Source organism: Salinimicrobium tongyeongense, from assembly GCF_026109735.1.
In the GTDB taxonomy this organism is placed as follows: domain Bacteria; phylum Bacteroidota; class Bacteroidia; order Flavobacteriales; family Flavobacteriaceae; genus Salinimicrobium; species Salinimicrobium tongyeongense.
Genome location: NZ_CP069620.1, coordinates 482,290 through 503,603 on the forward strand (window position 1 = coordinate 482,290; position 21,314 = coordinate 503,603).

Consider the following 21,314-nt stretch of genomic DNA (forward strand, 5'->3'; position numbering starts at 1 on the left):
GGTAAAAATGGTGGAAGAAGAAAGAAAAAAAGCAGACCTGTAAGCCGGATTCTGTCCCTCAATCCCGATAGCTATCGGGATGAAGCCCTTATCATTTATCTGAGGCTTTTGTTACCAAAAGTCTTTAGCTGCCTACCCTCCGGCAACAGACGGGCAATCCTTAACAGCCGGTATACATGGCATTGCACCGCATAGAGTTTACCTGATTTCACTACAGCATTACCTGTACATCCTTTCTGTTGCACTTGTCCTGATCCCAATCCCGATAGCTATCGGGACGAAACCGATGGGTGTTACCCACTATGCTGCCCTACGGTGTCCGGACTTTCCTCTTTCCGCTTCCGATAGCTATCGAAAGCGGAAAGCGATAAGGCGGTCTGCTTGGCTGCAAATATACACTTATAATGCCATTTTTGAGAGGCATGGCACAGCGGGATCCTTACAGTAAATCAACAGGGATTTGTGGATAAAAACCCGGCGATAATTCCCGGCTTCGGTTTTGTATTTTTATATTTGTGCTTCTAAAACATTTCAATGGAACACTTTGTAGTCTCGGCCAGAAAATACCGCCCTCAAACCTTTAAAGATGTTGTGGGCCAGCAGGCTATTACCAACACGCTACTCAATGCCATTGAACACAACCACCTGGCACAGGCCCTCCTTTTTACAGGCCCCAGGGGGGTTGGAAAGACCACCTGCGCCCGTATCCTTGCAAAAAAGATCAACCAGGACGGGAACCAGGACCCCAATGAAGATTTTGCTTTTAACATCTTTGAGCTCGATGCCGCTTCGAACAACTCGGTAGACGATATCCGGAATTTAATAGACCAGGTGCGCATCCCGCCGCAGGTTGGAAAATACAAGGTTTACATCATCGATGAGGTGCACATGCTGTCTCAGGCCGCTTTTAACGCCTTCCTGAAGACACTTGAAGAGCCGCCCAAACATGCCATTTTTATCCTGGCAACTACCGAAAAGCACAAGATCATTCCCACTATCCTTTCCCGCTGTCAAATTTTTGACTTTAAAAGGATCACGGTAAAAGATGCCAAAGAATACCTGGGTTACATTGCACAGCAGGAAGGCGTGGATGCAGAAGATGACGCGCTGCACATCATCGCCCAAAAGGCCGACGGTGCCATGCGGGACGCTCTTTCTATCTATGACAGGGTGGTGAGCTTTAGCGGAAAGAACCTCACCCGGCAGGCCGTTACCGAAAACCTGAACGTTCTCGATTACGACACCTACATTTCGGCTACAGACCTGATCCTCAAAAATGATATTCCGCAGCTCCTTTTATTGTTCAATGAGATTTTGAGCCACGGCTTTGACGGGCACCATTTTATTGCGGGGCTGGCGTCTCATTTTAGAGACCTTTTGGTTTGCAAAGACCCCAGGACCATCAACCTCCTTGAGGTGGGAGACAACACAAAAGCCCTGTACTACAAACAATCGCAGGAGGCATCTTCTTCTTTTTTGCTGAAGGGAATAGAACTGGCCAACGAATGCGACCTACAATACAAAAGTAGCCGGAACCAGCGTCTTTTGGTGGAGCTTTGCCTGATGCAGCTGGCTTCGGTCACTTTTAGCGACGAAAAAAAAAAGGATAGCAGCTACATAATTCCGCCGAACCATTTTACAGGGGCTCCAATCCCGGCGCCGGCACTTAAGCTTTCTTCCAAAGAGAAGGAAGTGATCGTCAATAACGAATACGCCAAAGGTGATTCGGCTGCACCCAGTGAAGCCCAGCTGCCCAAACCGGCTCCCGCCGGAGCTGCCGCCGATTGTGCTCCAGTAACTCCCGAACTTAAGAAGGAAGAGCCTGTCACGTCTCAAACTCCAGCACCAGAAACTTCAGCTACCACGAGTGAGACTTCAACCCCAGAAACTTCAGCCGGAGAAAAAATTTCAGAAAAAAATGCCATTTTAGACCCTGCTGCTGCCCGTGTTCCTTCCGCAGAAACAGCCGAGAAAACTTCCGAAGAGAAAACAGCTATAGCTGAAAAACCTCTTTCCACAAAGGTATCTGGGCTTTCCCTGAAAAGTATTCAGAAGAAAAAAGAACTGGAAGCCCAAAAACGGGAGGCTAAAGCTGAAGAGGAGGTGGTCAAAAATGGCAAATTTACCGAAGAACAAATGCAGGCCGCCTGGCAGGAATTCAGCGAAGAGCAGAATGACAGGGGCGAGAAGATCCTGGCTTCGATCATGCAGACAGACACTCCTGCTTTAATGGGCAAAAACATTTGTGTTGAACTTCCCAACGAGACCATGAAACTTGAGCTGGAGAAGGTGCAGTACCATTTGATGGGCTTTTTGAAGGAGAAACTTCAGAACACCCACATTCAGCTAAAAGTGACGGTTAATGAAAAGGCCGAAAAGAAGTTTGCGTTCACGCCCATTGAAAAATTTGAGAAGTTAAGGGAGAAAAACCCGCTTATTGAAAAGTTACGTTCCACCTTTGATTTGGATATATAATGTTAGGTTTAAAATTACCCACAGATCCGCGTTGGGTCAATATTGTTGAAAAGAACATAGAGGAGATCCTTACAGATCATGCTTACTGCGAGCAGAAAGCTGCCTCTACGGCTATTTCGCTGATCGTTACCCACCCCGAATATTCGGAACTGGTCACTGCCATGACGGCTTTGGCCAGGGAGGAAATGGGCCATTTTAAAATGGTGCACGACAGGATCCTGGAACGCGGACTCACCCTTGGCCGTGACCGCAAAGATGAATATGTGGTAAAACTGATGACCTTTTTTCCAAAAGGTGGAAGCCGTGTTACCAACCTCATTCACCGCCTGCTCTACGCTGCTTTGATCGAAGCCAGGAGCTGTGAACGCTTTAGATTACTTTCAGAAAATCTTGAAGATAAAGAACTGGCAGAATTCTACAGAAGCCTAATGGTGAGTGAAGCCAACCACTACACGATGTTCCTCAACTTTGCCAGGCAATATGGAGACCGCAAAGAGGTGGACCAAAAATGGCAGAATCTGCTTGAGTTCGAGGCCGAGATTATGAAAGATCTCGGCAAGAAAGAGACTATGCACGGTTAGCAGCCTCCAGGGATTCCTGGTACAGCGACTTAATAATACCATCCGAAAGTCCTATTTTAGGTACATAGATCCTTCTAGCCCTCGTCCATTTCATAGCCGAAAGGTAAATCTTTGCAGCCGGCACAATCACATCGGCCCTATCCTGGTTCAGGTTGAGTTCGGTAATGCGTTCTTCGTAAGTGAAAGATTGCAGCAACTGGTAATAGGAGCTTAAATAGAGGAAACTAAGAGGCTTCCCATTGGCTTTACCGCTGCTTTTAAAGATATTGTTGATGTTTCCGCCAGAACCTATAAGATCGATCTTCGTGTAATTACGGGTGATCTTCTTGATCCACCCTTCTACCTCATCCCAAACTTCCTGAGAAACCATGTTTTCAAGCAACCTCACAGTTCCCAGTCTGAACGAACGGGAAGCAACGGTCTTTCCTTTTGAATAAAGTGTGAATTCGGTACTTCCACCTCCCACATCAACATAGAGGTAGGTTTTGTCGGTCTGGATGAGCGCGTGAAGATCGGTCGCAGCAATGATGGCAGCTTCATCGGTGCCGTCAATGATGTTGATCTCTACTCCGGTTTTTTCATGAATAAGCTTAGCCACTTCCTCCCCGTTCTCAGATTCCCGCATGGCCGAAGTTGCGCAGGCTTTGAATTTTTCAATTTTATGGGAGCGCATGAGCAGTTTAAAAGCCTGCATGGTATCTAGCATGCGCCTGATATTCTCTTCAGAAATATTTTTGGTCAAAAAAACATCGGCACCCAGCCTTATAGGCACCCTTACCAGGGAGGTCTTTTTAAAAATTGGTTCTCTTCCCTCCTGCTCGGTGATGGTCATGATTAACAATCTCACGGCATTGGATCCTATATCTATGGCTGCAAACTTTCTTTGATTGATCAAACTTTTTCTTTTTCGGTTTCCAGTTTTTGTAAATAATAGTCGTAAAGTGCAAATTGGGATCTTAGGGGCGGCTTGTTATTGCGCCTGTATGCATTGTCCTGCTTTATGGAAATGACCCTGGCCTTCACGTTATCGCTCCAGCATATCTCAAAGGTCTCTATAAGCTCCTTCTGAATGCTCTTATCATAGATTGGACAGCTGATTTCTACCCGGTAATCCATATTCCGCGTCATCCAGTCGGCTGAGGAAATGTACACCTTCGGATTTCCGCCATTTTCAAAGATGTAGATCCGCGGGTGCTCCAGGTATTTATCTACCACACTTATCACCTTAATGTTCTCGCTCATTGCCTGCACTCCCGGCACGAGACAGCAAATTCCGCGTACAATGAGCTTCATTTTTACGCCTGCCCTGCTCGCTTCGTATAATTTATCAATAAGCGAATAATCTGAAAGGCTGTTCAGCTTTAACCTGATACCGGCAGGTTTACCTTCTTTAGCATTATCAATTTCGGCCTGGATCAGTTTTACAAGGCTGCTTCGGGTGTAATGCGGGGAAACCAGTAAGTGCTTGTAGCGGCTTACTTTATAATTCACCTCAAAAAAATCGAATACCTTGTTGACCTCTTTCAGTATACTCTGATTACTGGTAAACAGCGTGAGATCGGAATATACACGTGCGGTAGATTCATTCAGGTTTCCTGTACTTATAAAGCCGTAGCGTTTTATTTTCTCGTTTTCCAGCCTTTCAATAACACAGGCTTTTGAGTGCACTTTAAGGCCTTTGACCCCAAAAATGAGGTTAACGCCTTCCTGCTGCATTTGTTCGGCATAATTTATATTGGCCACTTCATCAAATCTCGCCCTGAGTTCAATTTGCACAGTAACTTTCTTTCCGTTTTTAACTGCGTTGATCAATGAACTGGCGATATGGGAGATTTTGGCCAGGCGGTAAATGGTGATCTTGATCGATTTTACAGCAGGATCAAGTGCCGCTTCCCGAAGGAACTTTACCGTATATGAAAAAGACTGGTAAGGCGTGTGCAGCAAAAAGTCTTTTTTGGCAATCTCTTTGAACAAACTGCCCTGCAGGATCAAGCCTGGAATTGGCAGCGGCTCGTAAGGTTTATACTGAAGCTCTTCCCCTCCCAGGCTGGGAAAGTTCATATAATCGCGCCTGTTATGGTAGCGCCCGCCGGGAATAATACTGTCTGTCGCATCAATGCCCATCTTGCTCATAAGGTACTGAAGCGTATCCTGGTCAATATTCATGTCGTAAACAAACCTCACCGGCTCCCCTTCAATGCGGTCTTTTACACTTGCCGAAATTTTCTCGATAAACGACTTACTAAGATCGCTATCAATATCAAGTTCTGCATCTCGCGTAATTTTGATCATATGGGCGGTAACGCTCTCATACTCAAAAATGTTAAAGATAGAATGCAAATGATAACGGATAAGATCATCCAGCAAAATAATATACTGCCTGTCCCCTTCCTTTGGCAGCACCACAAAGCGCTCTATACTCCTGGGGATCTCAATAAGCACGTATTTCTTTTCCCGGGCCTGGTTTGAAAGCACATTAGAATTTGGCCTTTTTGACACCGGGTCTTTCATGATCATCTTTACGGCCAGGTAAGCCGCACTGTCTTTTAAACGGGGCAGCTCTTCCAGGTCATTCAGGATGATGGTGACCAGCGCCGGACTCACCTTCTGGAGGAAGAAATTCTTTAAAAAAGCCTGTTGAGATTTGGCAACCTGCTTCTCGTTTATAATAAAGATGTTGTGATCTTTCAGCTTATTCTGAATTGAATCCAGGATCTTTAAGCTCTGGCTTTGCTGCTCAATGACAATTTCGGTGATCTCTTCAAGCAACTGGTTGGCCTTAATGCCTCCCAAAACGTTCTTTCCGCCTTTTCCGGCAAGGTCGATACGCTTAATGGTAGCATATCTCACCTTAAAGAATTCGTCGAGATTATTAGAAAAGATCCCAAGAAACCTCAGCCTCTCAATCAACGGCACTGTTTTGTCTGCAGCTTCCTGCAAAACCCTTGCATTAAACTGCAACCAACTCAACTCCCTGTTGATGTACTGATTTTCTTCCATTTACCTTAAATTCTTTGGAAACAGGTACAAAACTGTCTTCCCGTCTTTGATCTCCTGCCATTTATTGGCTTCAAACTCTATCAAACACAAACCCGTAGTGGGCACATTGCCAAAATGCTGGTCTCCCAGCTGGTTTGCCACACCGGTGATTGCCGGGTTATGGCCAAAAACCATAAGAGTATCCACATCATCTTCGCAAGACGTGATAAGCTCCCTTAGGGAGTTGACCTCAAAAGTATAAAGCTCTTTCTTAATTGTAAAATCTTTATCTTCAACTTCCAGTCTTTTCTGAAAGATCCTGGCGGTATCAAGTGCCCGCGTGGCATGGCTGCTCCACATTTGCATCGGCTTCTCATGAAAGCCCGAAAAAGCGTTCAAAACCAGTCCTGCATCTTTAAAAGCGCGCTTTTTTAAAGGGCGTTCTGCATCGGGCAAATCTTCTTCCCATGAAGATTTACCATGTCTAACGAGAATGAGTTTCTTCATATTTATGGTGCTAATCTATCCATTTTCCAGGCTTCCCCCTCTTTACTGTAATAGATACGGTCATGTAAGCGGTTTGGCCTGCCCTGCCAGAATTCAAATTCGGAAGGTATAACTTTATAACCTCCCCAATATACAGGTTTTGGAATATCTTTCCCATCAAACTCCTGCTCAAGCAGCTCAAGTTTCTTCTGAAGGTATTCGCGTGAAGGGATCACGGCACTTTGCCGAGAAGCCCAGGCACCTAACTGGCTGCCACGCGGCCTGGATTGAAAATAAGCTGTAGATTCTTCTTCTGAAGTCTTTTGCGCCAGCCCTTTTACCATCACCTGCCGCTCAGACCTTGGCCAGAAAAAGGAAAGGCAGACTTTTGGGTTCTTTGCTATAGACCTGCCTTTTTCAGATTCATAATTGGTGTAGAACACAAAACCTTCATCATCGTACTCTTTGAGGAGCACCACCCGTGACATGGGAAAACCATCAAGGCCCACGGTAGAAAGGTTCATGGTATTGACTTCGTCAACTTCTTTATTGGTTTCAATTTCCCTAATCCAGATATGGAATAACTCAAATGGATCATTGGGAATTTCCTCTTCCAGCAACTCGTGTTTCTGATAGAGTTTTCGGTAATCGTGAAGTTTATTTTTCATATTGCCAATTTACAAAATATAGGGTTCACAACACCAGAAGCGGAGTCTCAAAAATGTCAAATTTTGTAAGAATTTTTGAGCTGAAATTGATGGATAAATTGTGCTTCTCCCTCAATAAAATTAAGGGCTGAACCACAAAAATGATAAGAAGTTTTTAATATTACTTTTCTGACTTATTTCACATTTACATTGAAGATAATGCAGTCTTAATCTCAGCAAGATTCGCCTTCAACATCTCTTATAATTTACTGTTGTTGTGTATTTTGTCCGTAAAAACTCACACTACATCTAAAAGATTCGCAAATTCTTTTTTTAACAGAATTTAGAAAATACATTTACATCGAGAAATTAGATTTTCACCCCCAAAAAGTCTGTTTTCAGAATTTATTTATAACCTCAAAAACCTACAGACTTCACTTGGCACCTTCAGGAGTATTCGCCACTCCATTTTTTCAAACCCGTGGCTCCCATTTTTCGGTTCAATTATAATACACCCTTACTATGATCAGGAATATCACCTTCAGCAAAATTATCGCACTAAGCCTTCTTTTTCTTTCGGCATCCTTTAGTGCCTACAGTCAAAATAAGGCAATAGATTTTGAGGAACTTGTAAGCTCACCTGCTACCTATGCAGGCCAGATTAATAAAAATGAGGTCGAAGAGCTTTCAGCATTGATCTACGACCTTAACCCTACCATATTTATTGGGAGTTCGGGCTACAAAACTTTAGGGGATGAAGCTCCCGTGAAAGCGGAATTAAGTGCTGGCAACTTTAACAGGCTTGCTACTGCCAATCCCGGATTTAACAACGTAAAGCTGCTCAAACTCAAGATAGAGAATGAAGCAGATTTCAATGCACCTTTTGACTTAAGCAGGCTGCAGGGTTTTGAAAACCTTGAGTATGTTTTTGTGGAATGCACTTTTGAATGTAGTACAACAAGGATTGAAAACATGTTCTCCAACATTGGGAACCTGAAGGTCCTGTATATAATCTCAACTCCCGAATAAGACGACGCTGGCACCAAAACTTGGCATTATGAAACAAAACTACGCAAAACAATTTTCTGCAATAAATCCGGGGAACCTTTTTACCCTGTTCCTTGTTTTATTTGGTTCAGTACTTCAAATGAGTGCCCAGGTAAGACAGCCTTTTATTCAGACAACTTCGGAAGACTCTCCCAACAGGAAGATCTACAACATCAAGGGGGATTTTACCATGATAGGTAATACCAACATGACGTTGTGGGATTACTCTAATGAGAGGATGAATAGTAACAACTACATGGTAGAAGTAGATGCCGATGAGGTTGAAAATACTTCCAATTCATCTAGTGCCACTCTTACATTTTCTAACGAAAATGGCGCCAGTCCCGAATGTTCAAACGTACTTTTTGCAGGACTGTACTGGACCGGAAGAACCGGTGATAATGTAGCAAACTACAAAAAGAGTAAAGTAAAATTCAGGGGGCCGGGGACTTCTTATCAAGACATACAGGCCATTTCTTATAATGTACCGGGAGACAATAACATGTATGCCGCTTATGCCGAAGTAACCGACATTGTTAAAGCAGGAGGTACCGGGGAATACTGGGTGGCCGATATGGCTGTTTCTGAAGGTAACGGTGGTTCTACCGGCTATTATGGCGGTTGGGGAATGATCGTGATCTATGAGAACCAGCAAATGAATTTGCGGGACGTTACTGTTTTTAACGGCTATGCTTACGTGCAGGGTAATGCTACCCGCCAGTATGAGATTCCTGTATCAGGCTTTAATACTGCCCAGGCCGGGGATATTAACATGAAGCTTGGAATGATGGCCGGGGAAGGCGACAGGGGAATTAGCGGGGATTACTTCAGCATAAAAAAGCGAAATGGAAATTCATGGCAGGCACTAAGCCACGGGTTGAATTCTACCGATAACTTCTTTAATTCTTCCATACAAACCAGCGGTGCCAGAAATCCAAACCGCCTGAACAATACCGGTGTTGACATTAGCATGTTTAATATCGACAACCATAATAACCAGGTAATTGGCAACAACCAGACTTCTACCACCTTCCGTTATGGTTCTACTCAGGATACTTATATCATCCTCAACATGGCGATGTCTGTAGACGCTTACACGCCCGATTTTGAAGCTGTTACCTCTATTGGCCAGACAACTGCAGTACCTGGGGAAGAAATTACTTATAACATAGACCTTTACAACAGGGGTTCCGAAGAAATTGAAAATGCAAAAATTACCATCCCGGTGCCTTTCAACCTGGAATATGTTGGTAATGAAACCCATTTTAACGGGCAGGTTCCGTCTCCCAACAATGTAACCTATGACCCATCACTTGGGGCAAATGGTTCTATAATATGGGATATTGGTACCCTTTCTCTTCCAGCCGACAGAAGTAACATTCTTGGAAATCTGAACCTAAATTTTAAGGTTACTGAAGATTGTGCCATTCTGAAAAACTCCAGCTGCGGGCATCAATTCCAGATTCCTTTTACAGGTACTTTAAGTGGAAAAGGGGCCATTACGGGTGCAACGTTTACCGATAAAGGTCTTATTCAGGGATATCAGAACAACGGCAGCTGTGAGATGCAACCCATTACCAGTCCGTTGCTTATCGACATTGATGCATCAAATTTCATCCAGAATAACTGTCAGGCGACCCCCGATGAACTGAGTTTCTCAACCTGCGATACACAAAGCGGATTTTCGGTGAGTGACATTCAGTCGTATTTTCCCCAGGGCAGCAGGTTTTACGATAGTTATCCTGTGACTTCAGGCTCTACTCAAATTACAGGAAATTTCCCTGCTACTGCTGGAACCACACAGTATTATGCCATTTTAAAAGGTTCAAATACCTGTTACATTCCATTCAGTATTACAATTGACGAAATCACTTCAGTTCCCGTAGTCGAAAATGTTTCCTACTGCATTAACGAGCAGGCGGCGGCACTCACTGCCACGCCGAGTAAATCGAACTATAGCCTTTTCTACTATACTTCGGAAGATGGCGAACCTTTAAATACTATCACTCCTTCAACTGCTGAAGCCGGTGAGTTTATTTATTATGTGGCCGAAGGGGAATCTTTAAACTGTATCAGCCCAAATAAAGCGACCATTACAGTAAGTATAACAGGAAAACCTGAAGCCACGCCACCCTCCAATATAGAGATTGAAGGCTGTGGGACTGAATTTGACAGCTCCACAATTCCGGGATATTCTACTCAGCTGACTGCAATAACTCAGAATGTTTTTGAAAACCTTGGCGGAACAATTACTTCGGAAAAAGATATCCAAAAAGTTGAATATTTGGACAATCTCGAAAGCAGTGTACCCGCTGTTATTACAAGGACCTTCAGAATAACTTCTGAATGTGGAAGCGTTGATGTACAACAGGTCATTAAGGTCAAAGACACGACTGCGCCTGAAGCCATAAGCCTACAGGATGTTACTGCTCAATGCGCTGCCGATGTTGAAGCTCCCGTGACTACCGATAATTGCGACGGGGAACTTACTGCAACCACAACAGATCCTGTTTCTTACACTGAACAGGGAACATATAGCATAACCTGGACTTTCACAGACAATAGCGGGAATAAAAACACTGTGGTTCAAAAAGTAATTATTAAGGACACAATCGCTCCGGAAATCACCTGTACAAATGACATTTTTGACACTGTAGCTTCAGGTTCAACAACTGCCGTTGTTACTTACGACGCACCGGTGGCTTCTGATAACTGTGAATTCACTGTTGAACAAACCGAAGGATTAGCTTCTGGTGCTGAATTCCCGCTGGGAACTACTACCAACACTTTTGTTGTGACAGATGCTGCAGGAAACACTGCTACCTGTAGCTTTGATGTGACCATCACCGATGATGAGGACCCAACCCTGGAATGCCCTGCTCCTATTAATGTAAATGTTGATGCAGGAATTTGTGGCGCTGTTGTGGAATTCTCAACCCCGGAAGGTTTTGACAATTCAGGTGACGTGACTGTGACCCAGATTGCTGGTCCGGTTTCTGGTTCTGTTTTCCCTGTTGGAATTACTACTGTGACTTTCCAGGTGGAAGATGCTTCTGGCAACACTGCTACCTGTAGTTTTGATGTAACTGTAACTGACAATGAAGCTCCTGAAATTACTTCAGTGGCCAACATCACTCAGAATGTGGATGTAGCTTCCTGTTCCGCCACTGTAGGATACGAACTACCGACTGCAACCGATAATTGTGAGGGTGTAACTGTAGCACTGACCGAAGGTTTAGCTTCAGGTTCTGAATTCCCTCTTGGAGTTACTGAAGTTATTTACACTGCAATCGATGCTGCAGGAAATAAAGTGACTACCACTTTCACTGTGACTGTAATCGACAATATCGCTCCGGAAATCACCTGCACAAATGACATTTTTGAGACTGTAGTTGCCGGTGGAACAACTGCCGTGGTGACTTACGATGCTCCTGTAGCTTCTGATAATTGCTCTTACACTGTGGAACAAACAGCAGGTTTAGCTTCAGGTTCTGAATTCCCGCTTGGGACTACCACCAACACTTTTGTAGTGACCGATGCTGCCGGAAATACTGCCAGCTGTAGTTTTGATGTAGTGATCACCGATGATGAAGATCCGACCCTTGAGTGTCCTGCTCCTATCAATGTAAATGTTGATGCAGGAATCTGTGGCGCTGTGGTTGAATTTGCAACCCCGGAAGGTTTTGACAATTCTGGAGACGTGACTGTGACCCAGATTGCAGGTCTGGTTTCAGGGGAAACTTTCCCTGTGGGAACTACCACGGTGACCTTCCAGGTGGAAGATGCTTCAGGCAACACTGCAACCTGCAGTTTTGAGGTAACTGTAACTGATAACGAAGCTCCTGAAATCACTTCAGTATCAAACATTACTGAAAATGTAGATGTAGCTTCCTGTTCTGCAACTGTGGAATACGAACTACCAACTGCTACTGATAATTGTGAAGGTGTGGAAGTTACTTTAACTGAAGGTTTAGCTTCAGGAAGTGAATTCCCGCTAGGAGAAACTACCGTCACTTACACTGCGACCGACGCTTCAGGAAATGAAGTAAGCACTACTTTCACCGTAACTGTGGTTGACAACATCGCTCCGGAAATCACTTGTACAGACGACATTTTTGACACTGTAGCTTCTGGATCAACAACTGCCGTGGTGACTTATGACGCTCCTGTTGCTTCTGATAATTGTTCTTACACAGTTGAACAAACCGCCGGATTGGCTTCAGGTTCTGAATTCCCACTGGGAACTACTACCAACACTTTTGTTGTGACCGATGCTGCAGGAAATACTGCTAGCTGTAGCTTTGATGTGACCATCACCGATGATGAGGATCCGACACTTGAATGCCCTGCTCCTATCAATGTTAACGTTGATGCTGGCATCTGTGGTGCGGTTGTAGAATTTGCAACTCCTGAAGGTTCTGACAATTCTGGTGCTGTGACCGTGACCCAGATTGCAGGTCCGGTTTCAGGAGAAGTTTTCCCTGTGGGAACTACTACTGTGACTTTCGAGGTGGAAGATGCTTCAGGAAATACTGCTACCTGTAGCTTTGATGTAACTGTAACTGACAATGAAGATCCAACGATCACTTCAGTATCAAACATTACTGAAAATGTAGATGTAGCTTCCTGTTCTGCAACTGTGGAATACGAACTACCGACTGCCACTGATAATTGCGAAGGTGTGGAAGTAACTTTAACTGAAGGTTTAGCTTCAGGATCTGAATTCCCGCTAGGTGAAACTACAGTGACCTACACTGCGACTGACGCTTCAGGAAATGAAGTAAGCACTACTTTCACTGTGACTGTAGTTGATAATATCGCTCCGGAAATTGTTTGTGTAAATGACATTTTTGACACTGTAGCTTCAGGCTCCACAACTGCCGTTATTACTTACGACGCACCGGTTGCTTCCGATAACTGTGAGTTTACAGTTGAACAAACAGCAGGATTAGCTTCAGGAAGTGAGTTCCCGCTTGGAACCACTACCAACACTTTTGTTGTGACCGACGGTGCAGGAAACACTGCTACCTGTAGTTTTGATGTAGTGATCACCGATGATGAAGATCCGACCCTTGAGTGTCCTGCTCCTATCAATGTAAATGTTGATGCAGGAATCTGTGGCGCGGTGGTGGAATTCACCACTCCGGAAGGTTTTGACAACTCAGGTGACGTAATTGTGACCCAGATCGCAGGTCCGGTTTCAGGAGAAACTTTCCCTGTGGGCACTACCACTGTGACCTTCCAGGTCGAGGATGCTTCAGGAAATACTGCTACTTGCAGCTTGGAAGTAACTGTAACTGACAATGAAGATCCAACGATCACCTCAATTGCCAACATTACTGAAAATGTAGATGTAGCTTCCTGTTCTGCAATTGTGGAATACGAACTACCGACTGCCACTGATAATTGCGAAGGAGTAACTGTTACTTTAACTGAAGGATTAGCTTCAGGTTCTGAATTCCCTCTTGGAGTTACAGAAGTTACTTATACTGCAACCGATGCTTCAGGAAATGAAGTAAGCACTACTTTCACTGTAACTGTGGTTGATAATATCGCTCCTGAAATTGTTTGTGTAAATGACATTTTTGACACCGTAGGAGAGAACGGAACCACTGCCGTGGTGACTTATGAAGCTCCAGTGGCTTCTGATAATTGTTCTTACACAGTTGAACAAACAGCAGGTTTGGCCTCAGGTTCTGAATTCCCATTGGGAACTACCACCAACACTTTTGTAGTGACCGATACTGCCGGAAACACTGCTAGCTGTAGCTTTGATGTGACCATTACCGATGATGAAGACCCAAGCCTGGAATGCCCTGCTCCTATCAATGCTAACGTTGATGCTGGCATCTGTGGTGCTGTGGTGGAATTCTCAACTCCTGAAGGTTTTGACAATTCTGGTGCTGTGACCGTGACCCAGATTGCAGGTCCGGTTTCAGGAGAAGTTTTCCCTGTGGGCACTACGACTGTAACTTTCCAGGTGAAAGACGCTTCGGGCAACACGGCTACCTGTAGCTTTGATGTAACTGTAACTGACAATGAAGATCCAACGATCACTTCAGTATCAAACATTACTGAAAATGTAGATGTAGCTTCCTGTTCTGCAACTGTGGAATACGAACTACCGACTGCCACTGATAATTGCGAAGGTGTGGAAGTAACTTTAACTGAAGGTTTAGCTTCAGGATCTGAATTCCCGCTAGGTGAAACTACAGTGACCTACACTGCGACTGACGCTTCAGGAAATGAAGTAAGCACTACTTTCACTGTGACTGTAGTTGATAATATCGCTCCGGAAATTGTTTGTGTAAATGACATTTTTGACACTGTAGCTTCAGGCTCCACAACTGCCGTTATTACTTACGACGCACCGGTTGCTTCCGATAACTGTGAGTTTACAGTTGAACAAACAGCAGGATTAGCTTCAGGAAGTGAGTTCCCGCTTGGAACCACTACCAACACTTTTGTTGTGACCGACGGTGCAGGAAACACTGCTACCTGTAGTTTTGATGTAGTGATCACCGATGATGAAGATCCGACCCTTGAGTGTCCTGCTCCTATCAATGTAAATGTTGATGCAGGAATCTGTGGCGCGGTGGTGGAATTCACCACTCCGGAAGGTTTTGACAACTCAGGTGACGTAACGGTGACCCAGATTGCAGGTCCGGTTTCTGGTTCAGTTTTCCCAGTGGGAACTAGCACGGTGACTTTCCAGGTGGAAGATGCTTCAGGCAACACTGCAACCTGCAGCTTTGATGTAACTGTAACTGATAATGAAGCTCCTGAAATCACTTCAGTATCTAACATTACTGAAAATGTTGATGTAGCTTCCTGTTCCGCAACCGTGGAATACGAACTACCGACTGCCACTGATAACTGCGAAGGAGTGGAAGTAACTTTAACTGAAGGTTTAGCTTCAGGTTCTGAATTTCCATTAGGAGAAACTACAGTGACCTACACTGCGACCGACGCTTCAGGAAATGAAGTGACCACTACTTTCACTGTGACTGTGGTGGACAACATCGCTCCGGAAATTGTTTGTGTAAATGACATTTTTGAGGCTGTAGCTTCTGGCTCAACAACTGCCGTGGTGACTTACGACGCACCGGTGGCATCTGATAACTGTGAGTTCACTGTGGAACAAACCGCCGGATTGGCTTCAGGTTCTGAGTTTCCATTAGGAACTACTACCAACACTTTTGTAATAACCGATGCTGCCGGAAACACTGCTACCTGTAGCTTTGATGTAGTGATTACTGATGATGAAGATCCGACCCTTGAGTGCCCTGCTCCTATCAATGTAAATGTTGATGCCGGTATTTGTGGTGCCGTGGTTGAATTCTCAACTCCGGAAGGTTTTGACAACTCAGGTGAGGTGACTGTGATCCAGATTGCAGGTCTGGTTTCAGGGGAAACTTTCCCTGTGGGAATTACTACAGTGACTTTCCAGGTGGAAGATGCTTCAGGAAATACTGCTACCTGTAGTTTTGATTTAACTGTAACTGATAATGAAGCTCCTGAAATTACTTCAGTATCAAACATTACTGAAAATGTAGATGTAGATTCTTGTTCTGCCACTGTGGAATACGAACTACCAACTGCAACCGATAATTGTGAAGGAGTAACTGTGGAACTGACCGAAGGTTTTGCTTCAGGTTCTGAATTCCCACTTGGTGAAACTACCGTGACTTACACTGCAACCGATGCTGCAGGAAATGAAGTGACTACCACTTTCACTGTAACTGTAGTGGACAACATCGCTCCGGAAATTGTATGTGTAAATGACATTTTTGACACTGTAGCTTCAGGCTCCACAACTGCCGTTGTTACTTACGACGCACCGGTTGCTTCTGATAACTGTTCTTACACTGTGGAACAAACCGCAGGTTTAGCTTCAGGTTCTGAGTTCCCATTGGGAACTACCACCAACACTTTTGTAGTGACCGATGCTGCCGGAAACACCGCGACCTGTAGCTTTGATGTGACTATTACTGATGATGAGGATCCAACCCTGGAATGCCCTGCTCCTATCAATGTAAATGTTGATGCAGGAATCTGCGGCGCGGTGGTGGAATTCTCAACTCCTGAAGGTTTTGACAATTCTGGTGACGTAACGGTGACCCAGATTGCAGGTCCGGTATCAGGAGAAACTTTCCCAGTGGGCACTACCACTGTGACCTTCCAGGTAGAAGATGCTTCTGGCAACACTGCTACCTGTAGTTTTGATGTAACTGTAACTGATAATGAAGATCCTGAAATAACTTCAGTATCAAACATTACTGAAAATGTAGATGTAGATTCTTGTTCTGCAATTGTAGAATACGAACTACCGACTGCAACTGATAATTGCGAAGGTGTGGAAGTAACTTTAACCGAAGGTCTTGCTTCAGGTTCTGAGTTCCCGCTGGGAGAAACTACCGTGACTTACACTGCAACCGATGCTGCAGGAAATGAAGTGACTACCACTTTCACTGTAACTGTAGTGGACAATATCGCTCCTGAAATCACCTGTGTAAATGACATTTTTGACACTGTAGCTTCAGGCTCCACTACTACCGTCGTGACTTACGATGCGCCTGTAGCTTCTGATAATTGTTCTTACACTGTTGAACAAACCGCCGGATTGGCTTCAGGTTCTGAATTCCCATTGGGATCTACTACCAACACATTTGTAGTGACCGATGCTGCCGGAAACACTGCTAGCTGTAGCTTTGATGTGACCATTACTGATGATGAAGATCCAACCCTTGAATGCCCTGCTCCAATCAACGTTAATGTTGACGCAGGAATCTGTGGTGCTGTGGTGGAATTCTCAACTCCTGAAGGTTTTGACAATTCAGGTGCTGTGACTGTGACCCAGATTGCAGGTCCGGTTTCAGGGGAAACTTTCCCTGTGGGAACTACCACGGTGACTTTCCAGGTGGAAGATGCTTCGGGCAACACTGCTACCTGTAGCTTTGATGTAACTGTAACTGATAATGAGGCGCCGGCATGGGCTTCAGCTTTACCTTCAGACGTAACGGTAGAGTGTAACGAAGTTCCGGCAGCAGCTACTTTAACTGCGACCGATGCCTGTGGGGTGAACGTGGAATTTTCCGAAGAAATGGTCGCTTCAGACTGTACTTCAGAATATATTTTAACCAGAACCTGGACTGCGACTGATAATAACGGAAATGCTATTTCCCATACGCAGATCATTTCCGTAGAAGATAATTCGGCACCAACATTGGCGAGCGAACTTCAGGAAGTGATCAACATTAGCTGTGAGGAAATTCCAGCAACACCAGAACTGACTTTTACCGACAATTGTTCTCCTGAGGTTACGGTAGAATTTGAGGAGAGTACGACCGACGGAGAAAACGGCAGCTCTGTAATTACCAGAACCTGGTTCGCATCTGACTGTGCAGGAAATGAGGCGGTGTTTACACAAACAATCAATGTTAATGCTGCAACCGAGATCGAAACCACTACTGCAGACCTTTGTACCGAAGATGTCATTTTTGAACTCTCTGATCTTTTAGAAGGAGAATACAACGAGAACGGAACCTGGGTAGACAGCCAACAAACAGGCGCGCTTCAAAACGGGGCAATAGATCCGGGCTTACTTCAGGTGGGATTATACACTTTTGATTATGTGATCACTGAAGGTGGCTGTACTTCAACCACTACTGTTCAGGTAAATATTAACGATGACTGTATTGTTCTTCCCTGTGAAATAGAAGATGTGCGAAACAGCATTTCCAAAACGGTTACTCCAAACGGAGATCAAATCAACGACAATTTTGTGGTTGGTGAGGGAATTGACTGTGGCTTCACTTATGCTGTTCAAATCTTTAACCGCTGGGGGAATGAAGTGTATCAATCTAATAATTACACCAATGGCTGGGATGGAAGTTCAAGCAGTTCTATAAGCGGAGATCAACTACCGGCAGGTACTTACTATTACATTGTTGAGATAAAACAAAGTGGACTTGAACCTATACAGGGATACATCTACTTAGGAACCAAATAACCGATGAACATGAAAAAATTCTACCCCGTCATAATTCTTCTACTTATTGGTATGTGTGCCAATGCGCAGCAGCTGCCACAGTTTACGCAGTATATGTACAACACCATTTCGATAAACCCGGCTTATGCGGGTAACCGCGATGCGGTTTCGGTAGTAGGGCTGCACAGGAGTCAGTGGTCAGGGCTTGCTGGAGCGCCGCAAACCCAAACGCTGTCTATTCACTCCCCGCTTCGGAATGAGCAAATCGGGCTTGGGCTTTCTGTCATTAACGATAAAGCAGGTTATGAGAATTACACTTATGCGTATGGAGATTTCTCTTACACGATAAATGTAAATACCCTCACTACTTTATCTTTTGGACTTAAAGCAGGGATGAGCTATTACAATCTTGACGAAGACCTGCTGCAAGATGTGGATGATCCATTTTTTAATGACGATGTCTTTAACCGATGGACTCCTAATTTTGGTGCCGGGTTGTTCCTCTCTTCCCAGGATTGGTATGTAGGGCTTTCTGCCCCCAAACTCATCAACAACGACAATAATGAGCACAGCGAGTATGTGGCCCTTGAACAGGTGCATTATTACCTAACCGGGGGTTACGTGTTTGACCTTAGCAACACCTGGAAACTGCGCCCCAGTACATTATTAAAAGCGACAAAAGGAGCACCACTTTCTGTAGATATTTCGAGTACGTTCATTTATGACGAAAAGGTGTATTTAGGAGCAAATTACCGGATCGATGATGCCGTGGGCGGATTTGTAGATTTTCAAATCCTGCCTTCTTTCAGGGTAGGGTATGCTTACGAATATTCAATTTCAGACCTGCAGCCGTATACTTCGGGAACACACGAGATCCTGTTGATATATGAATTCCGAAGACAAAACACCAAGTATAAATCCCCAAGGTTCTTTTAATTAAACTACCAGGATGATGAGAAAAAATTACTGTTTACTACTCCTTTTGATCTGCCAGTCCCTGTACCTGTCAGCTCAATCGGGCATGCAAAAAAAGGCGGACAGGTTGTACGAGAATTTCGCCTACACCAAAGCCATAGATGTTTACAAAGACCTGTTGGAGAAAGATTACAATGTTGAACATAACCAAAGGCAGCTGGCCGATAGTTATTTTCAGTTACGGGATCCCGAAAATGCCGCGCCACTTTACGCTAAAGTCGTTGAGCAAGCCGGTGTCTCTCCCGAATATTATTACAAATACGCCCAGGCTTTACGCGGGGTTCGGCGTTATGACGAATCCAGGCAGTGGCTTAAAAAGTACCTGGAAGAGGGGAAAAATGAGAATTTTGTAGAAGACCTTCTTAACGAAGAAAGCATTACGACTTATCCCGGATTAGAGACTTTCAGGCTTGAAAATGCCGATTTTAATTCTGAATTCAGTGATTTTGGCGCTTATAAGAGCAATGAGACGATTTATTTCACATCGGCCAGGGCAAAAGGCGCTAAAAACCCGAAGATCTACGACTGGAACGGCGAGCCTTTCCTCGATATTTACTCCATACCTTCCAAAAATGGCATTTTGGAGCCGCTTTCCGGAGATGTGAATACCATTCGGCATGAAGGGCCGCTGGTGATCTCGAAAGACGGCAAGACCATGTACTTCACCCGCAATAATTACCTAAAACGCGATGGAAAGAAGGATGAAGACGGGGTAAATCACCTCAAGATCTATAAAGCTTCTTTGGTAGACGGCATTTGGACCAATATTGAAGAGCTTCCGTTTAATAACGACAACTATTCGGTGGGGCATCCTGCCCTTTCCAAAGACGGAGAAACCCTTTATTTTGCTTCGGAAGCCCCGGGTGGATTTGGAGGATCGGATCTTTATAAAGTAAGTGTCAAAAATGGCATTTTTGGAAGCCCGGAAAACCTTGGGGAGAAGATCAACACTCCGGGAAATGAAGTTTTTCCTTTCGCTGCTGAAGATGGCCGACTTTATTTTTCTTCAGATGGGCATAAAGGCTTTGGCTTACTCGACGTGTTTGTTGTAGATCCCGAAAAGCAGGAAAAAATTTACAATTTAGGAGAACCTATCAACAGCAACCTCGATGATTTTTCTTTTACGGTTTCTTCCGAAGATATTTCTGAAGGATTTGTAGCTTCAAACAGGCCAGGCGGCAAGGGAGGTGACGATATTTACAGGCTGAAGATTTTTGCTCCGCTAATGTTAAAAGGAACCGTGACCGATTCCATCAATGGAAAACCTATTGCCAATGCAACGGTGCGATTAATGGATGAAAACAGGCAGCAGATCGCCTTTTTGGAGACCGACAGCCTGGGATATTATGAAACGCAAATCCGCAGGGATATGAGGTATTCAATTGAAGCAAAGCATATCAAATACGTACAAAAATCGGGCACTGTAAATTCTTTTGACACAGATGATCAAACGGAACTTGTATATGATATCGAACTGTCACCGGTTAATGATGTAGAATATCTCGCCGAAATCAATAAGATCTACTTTGATTTTGACAAGCACAATATTCGCCCGGATGCTGCCGCCGAACTCGACAAGCTGGTTAATTTAATGAAGAACGATTATCCTGAATTGGTGATAGAAATTGGTTCCCATACAGACAGAAGAGGTTCTATTGAGTACAATCGTCGCCTCGCCGAAAGAAGGGCCCAGTCAACTTACGATTATCTGGTTGAAAACGGAATTGATCCTGAAAGGATTGTTACCTATAAAGGATATGGCGAAGAGCAACCGGAAATAGACTGTAATAATTGTAATGAAGTTCAACACCAGTTGAATCGAAGATCCATTTTTAAAGTGGTGAAAATGGAATAACAAACTAACCAACCGGTTATAAAAGCTGTCCTGAAAGTTCTAAAATGTCATCCTAAAAGGCTGACAAAAAAGAGCTTTTCAGGCAGCTTTTTTTTATGTCTAACCTGAATCTGAAATTTAAAGCTGACCAGGCAGGCTTCAAAAGCTAAAAACCATCCTACTATACTTTTAATTGAGCTCAACTACTGGTAAATTCCTGGCCTTAGCTCCTGTTTATTTTATTTAATGGAACAATACTGATATTTTATAAAGGTTTTACCTTCTCATTCAGTATAGCT

At 44.3% G+C, this 21,314-nt stretch carries 10 protein-coding genes and 1 other RNA gene; 6 read left to right on the forward strand and 5 right to left on the reverse strand.

What is annotated here, in order from left to right; all coding sequences use genetic code 11:
- Positions 1–24: 24 nt before the first annotated feature.
- Positions 25–384: RNase P RNA component class A (gene rnpB, locus JRG66_RS02120), an RNA gene on the reverse strand.
- 150 nt (positions 385–534) lie between these two features.
- Here rnpB and JRG66_RS02125 point away from each other — a divergent pair.
- Both JRG66_RS02125 and JRG66_RS02130 read left to right on the forward strand, forming a co-directional pair.
- Positions 535–2,475 carry a DNA polymerase III subunit gamma/tau gene (locus JRG66_RS02125; RefSeq protein ID WP_265164098.1) on the forward strand — a complete coding sequence of 647 codons (1,941 nt, stop codon included), beginning with the start codon at positions 535–537 and terminating at the stop codon, positions 2,473–2,475.
- Positions 2,475–3,056, forward strand: a complete 582-nt coding sequence (locus tag JRG66_RS02130; protein WP_265164099.1) for a MiaE family protein — start codon at positions 2,475–2,477, stop codon at positions 3,054–3,056. Before JRG66_RS02125 ends, JRG66_RS02130 begins: the two co-directional genes overlap by 1 nt.
- Here the strand turns inward: JRG66_RS02130 and JRG66_RS02135 are convergent.
- Genes JRG66_RS02135 through pdxH form a run of 4 tightly spaced genes read right to left on the reverse strand, consistent with a single transcriptional unit; the run spans position 3,043 to position 7,189 of the window.
- A complete protein-coding gene (locus JRG66_RS02135; protein ID WP_265164100.1) occupies positions 3,043–3,951 on the reverse strand; it encodes a Ppx/GppA phosphatase family protein in 909 nt (302 codons plus the stop codon). The two genes, JRG66_RS02130 and JRG66_RS02135, sit on opposite strands and share 14 nt — an antisense overlap.
- Positions 3,948–6,056, reverse strand: coding sequence for a polyphosphate kinase 1 (gene ppk1, locus JRG66_RS02140; RefSeq protein ID WP_265164101.1), 2,109 nt, complete (start codon positions 6,054–6,056; stop codon positions 3,948–3,950). The genes JRG66_RS02135 and ppk1 overlap by 4 nt, the downstream gene beginning before the upstream one ends.
- Positions 6,057–6,542, reverse strand: coding sequence for a SixA phosphatase family protein (locus JRG66_RS02145; protein WP_265164102.1), 486 nt, complete (start codon positions 6,540–6,542; stop codon positions 6,057–6,059).
- A 2-nt stretch (positions 6,543–6,544) separates the two neighbouring features.
- A complete protein-coding gene (gene pdxH, locus JRG66_RS02150) occupies positions 6,545–7,189 on the reverse strand; it encodes a pyridoxamine 5'-phosphate oxidase (protein ID WP_265164103.1) in 645 nt (214 codons plus the stop codon).
- A gap of 501 nt (positions 7,190–7,690) precedes the next feature.
- On the opposite strand from pdxH, the gene JRG66_RS02155 reads away from it, so the two are divergent.
- The 4 genes from JRG66_RS02155 (at position 7,691) to JRG66_RS02170 (ending at position 21,036) form a co-directional block, all read left to right on the forward strand.
- On the forward strand, positions 7,691–8,197 hold the full coding sequence (locus tag JRG66_RS02155; protein ID WP_265164104.1) for a hypothetical protein: 507 nt from the start codon (positions 7,691–7,693) through the stop codon (positions 8,195–8,197).
- 28 nt (positions 8,198–8,225) lie between these two features.
- Complete coding sequence (locus JRG66_RS02160; RefSeq protein ID WP_265164105.1) at positions 8,226–18,227, forward strand: HYR domain-containing protein; 10,002 nt, start codon at positions 8,226–8,228, stop codon at positions 18,225–18,227.
- Positions 18,228–18,236: 9 nt separating this feature from the next.
- Positions 18,237–19,142, forward strand: coding sequence for a PorP/SprF family type IX secretion system membrane protein (locus JRG66_RS02165; protein ID WP_265164106.1), 906 nt, complete (start codon positions 18,237–18,239; stop codon positions 19,140–19,142).
- A gap of 85 nt (positions 19,143–19,227) precedes the next feature.
- Positions 19,228–21,036 carry an OmpA family protein gene (locus tag JRG66_RS02170; protein ID WP_265164107.1) on the forward strand — a complete coding sequence of 603 codons (1,809 nt, stop codon included), beginning with the start codon at positions 19,228–19,230 and terminating at the stop codon, positions 21,034–21,036.
- Positions 21,037–21,314: the final 278 nt, after the last annotated feature.

What these genes read in the sequence shown, in the direction of transcription:
- JRG66_RS02125 (WP_265164098.1), top strand. Translation starts at nt 535, where the DNA reads ATGGAACACTTTGTAGTCTCGGCCAGAAAATACCGCCCTCAAACCTTT.
- JRG66_RS02130 (WP_265164099.1), top strand. Translation starts at nt 2,475, where the DNA reads ATGTTAGGTTTAAAATTACCCACAGATCCGCGTTGGGTCAATATTGTT.
- ppk1 (WP_265164101.1), bottom strand. Translation starts at nt 6,056, where the DNA reads ATGGAAGAAAATCAGTACATCAACAGGGAGTTGAGTTGGTTGCAGTTT.
- JRG66_RS02145 (WP_265164102.1), bottom strand. Translation starts at nt 6,542, where the DNA reads ATGAAGAAACTCATTCTCGTTAGACATGGTAAATCTTCATGGGAAGAA.
- pdxH (WP_265164103.1), bottom strand. Translation starts at nt 7,189, where the DNA reads ATGAAAAATAAACTTCACGATTACCGAAAACTCTATCAGAAACACGAG.
- JRG66_RS02155 (WP_265164104.1), top strand. Translation starts at nt 7,691, where the DNA reads ATGATCAGGAATATCACCTTCAGCAAAATTATCGCACTAAGCCTTCTT.
- JRG66_RS02160 (WP_265164105.1), top strand. Translation starts at nt 8,226, where the DNA reads ATGAAACAAAACTACGCAAAACAATTTTCTGCAATAAATCCGGGGAAC.
- JRG66_RS02165 (WP_265164106.1), top strand. Translation starts at nt 18,237, where the DNA reads ATGAAAAAATTCTACCCCGTCATAATTCTTCTACTTATTGGTATGTGT.
- JRG66_RS02170 (WP_265164107.1), top strand. Translation starts at nt 19,228, where the DNA reads ATGCAAAAAAAGGCGGACAGGTTGTACGAGAATTTCGCCTACACCAAA.